The organism is Actinocrinis puniceicyclus, from assembly GCF_018283645.1.
GTDB classification, from domain to species: Bacteria; Actinomycetota; Actinomycetes; order Streptomycetales; family Catenulisporaceae; genus Actinocrinis; species Actinocrinis puniceicyclus.
The window spans coordinates 118840-128512 of record NZ_JAGSXH010000002.1 but is presented as its reverse complement, the minus strand read 5'-3'; the positions used below and the strand labels follow the sequence as shown (position 1 = coordinate 128512).

Sequence of the window (9673 nt, the reverse complement as noted above, 5' to 3'; positions counted from 1 at the left end):
ACCTTCGGGGCGTTCACATCGGTCGGCAGCGCCTTCTGGGCGACCTCGACCAGCGCGGTGAACGCGGCGGCGTCGTTGACGGCGAGGTCGGCCAGGATCTTGCGGTCCACCTCGACGCCGGCGGCCTTGAGGCCCTGGATGAAGCGGTTGTACGTGATGCCGTTGGCGCGGGCCGCGGCGTTGATCCGCTGGATCCACAGCCGACGGAAGTCGCCCTTGCGCTTCTTGCGGTCCCGGTACGCGTATACCAGGGAGTGGGTGACCTGCTCCTTGGCCTTGCGGTAAAGGCGCGAGCGCTGGCCGCGGTAACCGCTGGCCTGCTCGAGGATCGCGCGGCGCTTCTTCTGGGCGTTGACCGCCCGCTTCACGCGTGCCATGTCGTTCTCAACTCCTTGCGCGGGGCGCGCGGCCGCTGGTGTGCCGCCTTTCCCCTCAGCTCGTCAGTGGTCTGTCGGTAGTGCCGTGCGGGCTTGGATCACTTACCGAGCAGCCGCTTGATCTTCTTCGTGTCTGCGGGGGACACCACGACCTCGCCGGTCACCCGGCGGGTGTAGGTGGACGGCTTGTGCTCAAGCAGGTGACGCTTACCGGCCTGACCGCGCTTGACCTTGCCGGTACCGGTGAGGCGGAACCGCTTCTTGGCCCCGCTGTGGGTCTTGTTCTTCGGCATGGTGAGCCGGTTCTCCGTTCGTTCTTCATTCGGCGCGTACGCGAGTACGCGGGGGCGGCGGGCGGGCCGCCGCCGACCCGTGATTCTCCTGCCGGTCCTGGCTACTGCTCGTCCTGGTCCGCCGCCGCGGCGCCGGTCTCGGCGCCGGTCTCGACCGCTGCCGCTTCGTCGTCGGGGCCGGGCTCCTCGCGGTCGCGAACGCGCCCGCCGTCCTGCGCCTTGGCCGCCTTCGCGGCGCGGGCCTCGGCCATCGCCTCGACCTTCTTCTTGCGCGGTCCCAGCACCATGATCATGTTGCGCCCGTCCTGCTTGGGCGCGAACTCCACGAAGCCGAGTTCCTCGACGTCCGAGGCGAGCCGGTCGAGCAGGCGCCGGCCGAGTTCGGGCCGGGACTGCTCGCGGCCGCGGAACATGATCGTGATCTTGACCTTGTCCCCGGCGTTCAGGAACCGGACCACGTGACCCTTCTTGGTCTCGTAGTCGTGCGGGTCGATCTTCGGCCGGAGCTTCATCTCCTTGATGATCGTGTGCGCCTGGTTCTTGCGCGCCTCACGGGCCTTCATCGCGGACTCGTACTTGTACTTGCCGTAGTCCATGAGCTTGGCCACCGGCGGGCGACCGGTCGGCACGATCTCGACCAGGTCCAGGTCTGCCTCCTGGGCCAGTCGCAGCGCATCCTGGATGGCTACGATCCCGACCTGCTGACCGTCGGGTCCGACCAGGCGCACTTCTGGCACCCGGATCCGGTCGTTAATGCGGGGTTCGGCGCTGATGGGGCCTCCTAGGTTCAAGCCGGCCGGTGCGGCGAGCCGTAAGCCGTCCGACCGTCTGGCGGTACGGTTTGGGAGCCCGCACCGCCTTAATCCACTGAGGGGCGCGCCGGATAACGCGACCCGCACCGGCAAACAAAAAAGCCCCGCATGTATTCCATGCAGAGCTCCACCACCGGAACGCCGACCCGTAGCGGGACGACGTCACATCGCGAAACGCACGGGGCGAGCCGCGATGCACGGGACCGTTACCCGTCGGCCGCTCGGTCGATCGGGTGGGAGGTGGGCCCTCCACTTGCGGACCACCTCCGTGCGAGAGCACATCGGCAGTCGGTCGCTGGTGACAATGTACCAGCAGCACGGGGTATGCGCGAAACGGCGTGCACGACGGCGTGCGAGGGAGCAGGTGCGTGCGACCAGCGTTCCGTGATGGTCCGCGGCACCCAGCCGGTAGCCCGGATCACGCCCTCTTAGGACGCCCCCGGTTCCGCGGGCGAGGATCAGGGAGCCGCGATGATCGACAGGCTGCCGCCGAGCCGGTCCCGCAGCAGCGGGTCGCCGGAGATCGCCTCGGCGATGATGCGCAGTGGAGCGGTCAGACTCTGCGGGTCAACGCCCTGCTTGAAGCCGAGTTCGAGCACGGCGCCCTCGGCGAACGCGCCGACGCTGGCGCTTTCCAGCACGTCGGCGACCTCTGGTACCGAACGCAGCACGACCAACAGCGCCGCCACGACCTCCGGGTCCTCGTTCGGGGAGGTGGGCACGCGGCCGGCCGCGAACTCCCGCAGCGCCGCTCCGGCGAGTTCGAACTGTTCGCCGGTGCCCAGATCCAGCAACAGCACGTCCGCCTCCTCCTGGAGTGCGGCGGCCGCGGCCTTCTCGACCGAGACGGGCACGGGGCGGGCGGCCGGGAACCCCGCCGCGGCGCCCCACGCGCCGAGTTTCCCGGTGGAGGTGAAGACCGGGACCGCCTTCGCGCCGTCCGAGGCGACGAGGGTGACCAGCGCCATCTCGCTGTCCTTGTCCCGGCGAAGCTCTGTGCCGCCGACCCCGACGCCGGACTGCTCGCTCTCGCCGAGCAGCGCGACGACCGGCGCGAGGACGCGCTTGCCGGCCATCACCGGGTAGAGGGCGTAACGGTCTAGTTCGCCGCGCCGATGTGCCGCCAACGCCTGGGTCAACGCCTCGTCGGCGGACCCGTCGTCGTCCTCGAAGCCGGTGGGCTGGATCGTACGGCCGCGGAAGTCAGTCACCCGTTGAGCTTAACCATTCGGCGTCTGCGCCGTGCCAGATCCTCCCTGCCGACGTCAGTCGGGTGGAAACATGCGCGAATCGCCGGGCGGCTGCGCGAGAGGCGGTTGGGCGAAGGGCGGCCGCGCAGACGCGGAAGGAGGCTGCGCTCCCGGGTGAAATGGGATGCCGGACTGCGGCTGCGTCGGGTCCGGCTGTTGCTGCGGAGGAGGCGGCCATCCACCCGCAGGCGGCGGGTAGGCGACCGGGTAGACCGGGTACGGCGGCAGCGCGGCGAGCGCGTCGCGGCGAGCGCGGCGCAGCAGTCTGTACCCGACCGCCGCGGCGCCCAGCAGCAGCACCAGGCCGCCGGCGATCGCACGCGGCAGTGCCCCGAAGGCCGGCGCTGCTTCGCTGACCACCGCGGCCGGCCCATAGCCGAAGTGGCCCCCGGCCGGCTGGGAACGCGCGGCGGCGGGCGCTTCGGCCTTGCCCTTGACCGCGACGGCGGCCTTGAGCGCGGCGACCGGGTCGACGATGCCGAAGCCGAGCCGGTCGTCGCGCCCGCCGGCCGGCTTGTCCCGGGCGGTCTGTTCGAGGATGTCGCGCACCTGCGCCGGGCTCAACGCCCGGTTCTCGGACTTGAGCAGCGCGGCGATCCCGGCCACGTAAGCGGTCGCCTGGCTGGTCCCGTCGCCGAGCAGGAACTCGTCGTCGCTCACCGCCGCGTCACAGGGCAGGTTGACTCCCGGTGCGGCGACCGCCACGTCCCAGCTGGTGGTGGAGAACGCGGCGTGGCGCCCGGCGGAGTCCACGGCGGCCACGCTGATCACGCCGCGTTCCGCGCCCGGGAACTGGATCGCGTCGCCCTTGTCCGCGGAATTGCCGGCTGCCGCCACGACGACGACGTTGTGGTCGAGTGCGTAACGGATGGCGTCGGCCTCGGGCGTGGAATCGGTGTCGGCGCCGGCGTCGCTGCCGCCGAGCGACATCGATATGACTTGTGCGCCGTGGTCGACTGCGTACCGGATGCCGTCGGAGATCGGCGTGTTGCTGGTGGTCGGCCGATCGATGTCGGGTGCGTCGTCGTCACGGATGACACGCACGGACAGCACGTGGGCGCCCGGGGCGATACCCAGCATCCCGTCGCCTCCGCCACGGCCGTGCCCCGCGATGATCGAGGCCATGCAGGTGCCGTGTTCGCCCCAGCCCGTCTGCCCCGGGCGTTCCACTCCCCCGGCGTAGTCGGGTCCGGTAGTCACCTGGCCGGTCAAGTCCGCCCGGCGGTTGACCACGCCCGAGTCGAGCAATGCGACCGTGACACCCGAACCGGTGCTGATCCTGTTGGACTGCGCCGCGTGCAGGAAGGCCAGGGGCCATTCCCGGTCCCGCAACTCGTCCGCGTGCGCCGGGGCCGCGCCGGCGACGGCCGAGGCGACCACGCAGCCGAGAACGGCGGCGGCCGACAGTCGGCGCTTGTCGCGGCGGGGCCGGGGCCGTGCGCTCGAAGTGCTGGGGATCCGGTTTCGCCACAGGGTGGTCACGACACACCCGCCTCGGCGCTGTTGGTCCGAGCGGTGATCAGGTCCTGGATCGCGGCAGGCAGGTCCCCGGCGACCTGCACCGCCGGAGAGCTTGAGCTCAGCGCGGAACCGGAACCGGCGGCGACGGCCGCCGCGCCGGGACCGGTCCGTCCGTCGGTGAATCCGGCCACCACGTAAACCAGGTACGTGCCGTCTGAGGACGCCTGAGACTGCCAGGCGACCCGTTCGCTGTCGCTGAAGCGCGCGGCCACGGTGCCCGGTACGGGGTAGGTGTGGGGCATCATCGCCGCGTTGTCGGCGTTGGAGTCGGGTGTCCAAGACTGGAAGAGCCGAAGCCGGTCCGCGCTGCTTCCGCCGATCACGACGATCCCGACGGTGGCCGTGACGGTCTGGGTGCGGTCCGCGTAGGTGGCTGTGAGCAAGTGCGCGCACCTGTCGGGAGCCAGCGCGGACACGAAAGCACCGGGGAGCTTCGCACAGGACTGGTCCGGGTTGACGCCGAGCCTTACGTATGTCTCGGTGCCTTCCCGCTTGATCGCAGCCGGCAGGAGTTGTTCGACGGTGGCGGTCCGCCACACCGCCCGGATGGTCTGGTCCCGAGCCGCCGCGCCGGTCGTGCGTTTGGCTGCTGAGCCACCGGAGGGTGCGGCCATCATGAATCCGGCCACGAGCGCGACCACTGCGGCTCCGACGAGGGCGGAAGCGGCGATCAACGTCCGAGGTGGCAGGGAAACCTTCGGCTGCGGAGGCGGCACCGGAGCAGTCGGCACTCCCCAGCCGTAATAGGCCGGCTGCGGGTATGCCATCTGGGGGTACGCCATCTGGGGGTACGCCGGCTGCTGTCCCCGGGCCTGCGGGTGCTCCAACGGGTTGGGCTGAAGCGGGTTGGGCTGTGCGTAGGACTGCGACGCGTAGGGCGGCTGCGGTTGTGCGGGCGCCTGCGTCTGGGAGTGGGGTGCCTGGCCGTACGGCTGCGGCCCGGCAGCCGCTTGAAAGGTCTCCGACCTCTCGACGATTTCCAGCTCTGCGACGCCCTCCGGACCAACCTCGGCGGTCTCCGTTACGTCCAGTCGGGTTATCTCAGGCTGGGTCGGCGTGCCCTCATGCGCCGGGTGCGTCACCCGGGGATCTCCCGGGTCCTGCGCTGCCATGATCGCCCCCAGTTCTGTTACCCCGGCACACCGACCGGCGGCTTTGATCAGGTTGAACCTTAGTGCAACCCAAGGGGGTCGGACAGCCGGTTGAGCCGACCGGACGCGGGCCCGAAGGGAGGTCATCAGGTCGATACCTTTCCGGGATCTAATCGGTCTTACCCGGGCGACCCGGGTATGCAAGGGTTCGGCGTGTGACCGACCTGGACCGCCTGAACCACGCCACCGCGCACCTGGATCCCGCGCTGGCGGTCGTGGACCTGGCGGCCCTGCGCCACAACGCTACGGAGCTGGTCAGACGCGCCGCGGGCAAGCCGATCAGAATCGCCTCGAAGTCGGTGCGCAGCCGGGAAGTGCTGCGCGCGGTACTCGCGCTGGACGGCTTCGCGGGGGTGCTCGCCTTCACCCTTCCGGAAGCCCTGTGGCTGGCCGGCTCAGGCTTCGACGACGTGTTGGTGGGCTATCCGACGGTCGACCGCGCGGCACTGCGGCGCCTCGCCGCGAATTCCCGCGCCGCGCACGCGGTCACCGTGACGATCGACTCGACGGAGCAGCTCGACCTGATCGAGAAGGTCACCGCCGACGTCGCGGAGGCAGCGCCGATCCGGGTCTGCGTGGACATCGACGCCTCGTGGCGTCCGCTCGGCGGACGGATGCGGGTGGGGGCGCGCAGATCGCCGTTGCACTCCCCCGCCGCCGTAGCCGCGGTGGCGCGCGAGGCCGCCGACCGGCACGGATTCCGGCTCGTCGGGCTGATGGCGTACGAGGCGCAGATCGCCGGGGTCGGCGACGCGCCGCCGGGACGCCCCGCGCGCGCCTTGGCGGTGCGCGCGATGCAGCGCGGCAGCATGGCGGAACTGGCCGAGCGACGGGCCGCGATCGTGGCTGCGGTCAAGGAGATCGCGCAGCTGGAGTTCGTCAACGGCGGGGGCACCGGTTCGGTCGAGCGTACGGCCGCCGAGGACGCGGTGACCGAGATCGGCGCGGGTTCGGGGTTGTTCCAGCCGCGGTTGTTCGACGGATATCGGGCGGTGACCGGGAGACCCGCGGCGCTCTTCGCGCTGTCCGTGGTGCGGCGGCCCGGTCCAGGAGTCGTCACGGCGCTCGGTGGCGGGTACATCGCGTCGGGCCCACCCGGCTCCGACCGGTTACCGCAGCCGTATCTACCCTCCGGTCTTCGCTATGACCCGCAAGAAGCGGCGGGTGAGGTACAGACCCCGCTGCTGGGTGCGGCCGCGGACAACTTGGCGGTCGGCGACCGGGTGTGGTTCCGGCACGCGAAGGCGGGCGAGATGTGCGAGCACTTCGCCGAATTGCACCTGGTACAGGACGACAGCGTGACGGCGACGGTACCGACGTACCGCGGCGAGGGTCGCGCGTTCCTGTAGGTGGCGTGTGGGAGGCTGATGTGGTGGCTGACCGGCTGATGCTCCTCGACACCCCGACGCTCTACTTCCGGGCGTTCTTCGGCCTGCCCGAGTCGATCGCCGCTCCGGACGGAATGCCGGTCAACGCGGTGCGCGGAACTGTGGACTTCATTTCGGCGCTGGTCGCCGCCCACCGGCCGGACCGATTGATCGCGGTCTTCGACGCGGACTGGCGGCCGGCGTTCCGGGTGGCGGCGATCCCGTCGTACAAGGCACATCGGGTGCTGGAGGTCCCCGCGGACGGCGCGGTTGACAGCGCGGTTGACAGCGCGGTGGACGGCGATCGGCCGAGCGGGCAGGACCCGGTGACCGGGCGGCCCGCGAGCGCCTCGGCCGAGGTGGTGCCGGACGCGCTCGGTCCCCAGGTGCCGGTGCTGGAGGCGGTGCTCGACGCTTTCGGGATCGCGCGCGGGTGGGCGGAGCAGTTCGAGGCCGACGACGCCATCGCCGCGTACTGCGCGGCGCACGAAGGGCCGGTCGACGTGGTCACCGGCGACCGGGATCTTTACCAGCTGGTCGACGACGCAAGCGACGTGCGGGTCCTGAACATCGCGCGGGGAGTGTCCAAACTCGAGGTCGTGGACGACGGCGTCCTGGTCGCCAAGTACGGCATCCCGGGACGCGGTTACGCGGATTTCGCGACGCTGCGCGGCGACCCGAGCGACGGGTTGCCCGGGGTGGCCGGAATCGGCGAGAAGAGCGCGGCCGCGCTGGTGGCCGAGTTCGGCTCGGTGGCGGCGATCCTCACGGCGCTCGACGATCCGGGCAGCCCGATCAAGCCGGCTGCGCGCCGTCGCCTCGCCGCGGCGCGCGATTATCTGGCCGTGGCGCCACAGGTGGTGCGGGTCCGCGTCGACGCGCCGACTGTCGCCGTCGATTCCAGGTTGCCGCGCTCCCCGGCCGACCCGGACGGCCTGGACGCTCTGGCCGAGCGTTTCGGCCTGAACAGCCCGGTGCGCCGGTTACGCAAGACCCTGCTCGGCGCTGCCTGAAGGATCAAGCCGCCTGAAGGACCGATCGGACCAATCGTCAGCGCGTCACCCGGGTCACATCGTTTGAGGCCGACCCGACCGGGCAGCCGTGGCCCGACGACCGGTTTGCACGCGGTCGTGTACGCAACGCGCATGCGCGGAGGGGAGGACGCCGCGCGTGGTGCGACAGGTGTGGAGTGTGTGGTGGAACTTTCCCCACGGCGGCTGGCTCGGCTGAACCCGGAGACGACCGCGCCGCGGCGTGCCCGCGACCTGGTCGCCGAGGCTTGTGCGGCCTGGCACCGGGAGCCGCTCGCCGAACTGGCCCAGTTGGTGATCAGCGAGCTGGTCAGCAACGCGGTCCTGCATTCGGACGCGGGGACCGCGATCGAGGTCGAACTGCGTGTCGACGCGGACCGGCTGCTGTTGCGCGTGCACGACGACGGCGGCGGCATGCCACAGGTGGTCCCCACGGCGCGGCGCACGGTCGGCGGGGTCGGTCTGGACCTGGTATCCCGGGTCGCCCAGTCCTGGGGTGTTACGCCGGACATGCACGGCGGCAAAGACGTATGGTGCGTTCTCGCGCCGCCGGCGCAGCACACGGCGACCTGGTACTTGTCGTAATCGGCTCGGCGCCGCGACCGGATGAGCACGCCAACCGGCTGAGACCGCCGCGGCGCGCGATGCGGCGCCCCCGAACCCGAAAAATGGCATACTGACCAGCGGACAGCCCCGGTTGAGCAAGCAGCCGGACGTCCCGGGCACGACGCCGCTCCTGTCGTCGAGGGAGCCGCATCATGCCGCTTGACCCTCCCGCGTCTGCCGACTCAGGCCCGTTCGACTGCCGCGTAGTGCGCGACGACACCGCTGCGGCCGTCCTCGCAGCCTGCGGCGAGATCGACCTGTCCACCAGGGACCGGCTGCTGGCCGCGCTGACGTCGCTGTTCAGCGACAGGCGCCCGCTGCTGCTCGACCTCTCGCAGGTCACTTTCATCGACTGCTCCGCGCTGCGCGTGCTCCAGACCGTCCATCGCGCACACGACCGATTCGCGGTTGTTGCACCGAGCCCTCCGGTGCAGCGGCTGCTGCACCTGGCGGGAGCTCGGGTGACGGTGTACGAGGGCCCGGACGCCGCGCTCAGGGCGCTGGCGACAGATCGTCCGCCGTGATCAGATCCGGCTCCTTGCCGGTGAGCGTGACGTACTCCGCGACGACGCCGAGCTTGGTGTTCAGTCGCTGCGATGCGCGTACGAGCCGGCCGAAGGCATGCCCCGAACCAGTGCGGTGGCGCTCCATGAGGATTCCGGTCGCCTCGCCGATGGCCTGGCGCCGGTTCATCGCGCCGCGCAGCGAGTCGACGGTGGCCGCGTTCCCCAGCGCGAGCGCGGCGTGCTCTGCGTAGAGCGCGGCGACCTGCCCTGACACGCCTCCGAAGGCGCCGGGGCGGCGCGCTTGGAAGTTGAGCGCGACCCGCCAACCGTCGACCAGACCGAGGCCGCAGGAGATCAGGCTGCGCACACCCAGTTCGGCGGCCCGAGCCGCGAATTTCGGCCAACGCGTCTCAGCCGTCATGTCGTCGATGCGCACGACGACGTTCCGCTCCGCCGCCGCGAGACACGGCCCTTCTCCCTCCTCGCGCTGCACCTCGTCGAGCAACAGCGCCAATTCGCCGGTATATGCGCGGCTCTGGACGGTTCGGTCGCGGCGCAACGCCGTGACCCCGGCATGTTCTGCGGCATCGACCAGTTCGGGAGCGGTGTCCACCACGACACGGAAGGTCTGCTCGACCGATTCCTGCTGTTGCAGCGAGCGGGCCGCCGCCACAAGCCGCTGCGCCAATCCCGTTTCGGCACGGTGCGCTCCCATGCCTGCCATCCTCCAATCGGCCGTCCAACGATGCGCGCGGCTGG

General features: G+C 70.8%; 11 protein-coding genes. 4 read left to right on the top strand and 7 right to left on the bottom strand.

The features are described from left to right. The 6 genes from rplT to KGA66_RS01355 form a co-directional block, all read right to left on the bottom strand. On the bottom strand, positions 1-377 hold a 377-nt coding region (gene rplT, locus KGA66_RS01380; RefSeq protein ID WP_211463569.1), incomplete at its 3' end, for a 50S ribosomal protein L20. 98 nt (positions 378-475) lie between these two features. After that, positions 476-670, bottom strand: coding sequence for a 50S ribosomal protein L35 (rpmI, locus tag KGA66_RS01375; protein ID WP_211463568.1), 195 nt, complete (start codon positions 668-670; stop codon positions 476-478). A gap of 101 nt (positions 671-771) precedes the next feature. Next, positions 772-1407, bottom strand: a complete 636-nt coding sequence (infC, locus tag KGA66_RS01370) for a translation initiation factor IF-3 (RefSeq protein ID WP_438822011.1) — start codon at positions 1405-1407, stop codon at positions 772-774. A 533-nt stretch (positions 1408-1940) separates the two neighbouring features. After that, positions 1941-2693: an SseB family protein gene (locus KGA66_RS01365; protein WP_211463567.1), complete on the bottom strand. Its 753-nt coding sequence runs from the start codon at positions 2691-2693 to the stop codon at positions 1941-1943. Positions 2694-2747: 54 nt separating this feature from the next. Continuing rightward, a complete protein-coding gene (locus KGA66_RS01360) occupies positions 2748-4214 on the bottom strand; it encodes a S8 family serine peptidase (RefSeq protein WP_211463559.1) in 1467 nt (488 codons plus the stop codon). Beyond that, positions 4211-5365: a hypothetical protein gene (locus KGA66_RS01355; RefSeq protein WP_211463557.1), complete on the bottom strand. Its 1155-nt coding sequence runs from the start codon at positions 5363-5365 to the stop codon at positions 4211-4213. The genes KGA66_RS01360 and KGA66_RS01355 overlap by 4 nt, the downstream gene beginning before the upstream one ends. 194 nt (positions 5366-5559) lie before the next feature. Here KGA66_RS01355 and KGA66_RS01350 point away from each other — a divergent pair, with 194 nt between their 5' ends. The 4 genes from KGA66_RS01350 (at position 5560) to KGA66_RS01335 (ending at position 8932) form a co-directional block, all read left to right on the top strand. After that, a complete protein-coding gene (locus KGA66_RS01350) occupies positions 5560-6753 on the top strand; it encodes an amino acid deaminase/aldolase (protein WP_211463555.1) in 1194 nt (397 codons plus the stop codon). Positions 6754-6791: 38 nt separating this feature from the next. Continuing rightward, positions 6792-7784, top strand: coding sequence for a 5'-3' exonuclease (locus KGA66_RS01345; protein ID WP_211463585.1), 993 nt, complete (start codon positions 6792-6794; stop codon positions 7782-7784). 183 nt (positions 7785-7967) lie between these two features. Continuing rightward, on the top strand, positions 7968-8387 hold the full coding sequence (locus tag KGA66_RS01340) for an ATP-binding protein (RefSeq protein WP_211463553.1): 420 nt from the start codon (positions 7968-7970) through the stop codon (positions 8385-8387). Positions 8388-8560: 173 nt separating this feature from the next. Next, positions 8561-8932, top strand: coding sequence for an STAS domain-containing protein (locus tag KGA66_RS01335; RefSeq protein WP_211463551.1), 372 nt, complete (start codon positions 8561-8563; stop codon positions 8930-8932). Here KGA66_RS01335 and KGA66_RS01330 read toward each other — a convergent pair. Continuing rightward, positions 8901-9629: a GAF and ANTAR domain-containing protein gene (locus KGA66_RS01330; protein WP_211463549.1), complete on the bottom strand. Its 729-nt coding sequence runs from the start codon at positions 9627-9629 to the stop codon at positions 8901-8903. The genes KGA66_RS01335 and KGA66_RS01330 overlap by 32 nt on opposite strands. Between the last annotated feature and the right edge of the window lie 44 nt (positions 9630-9673).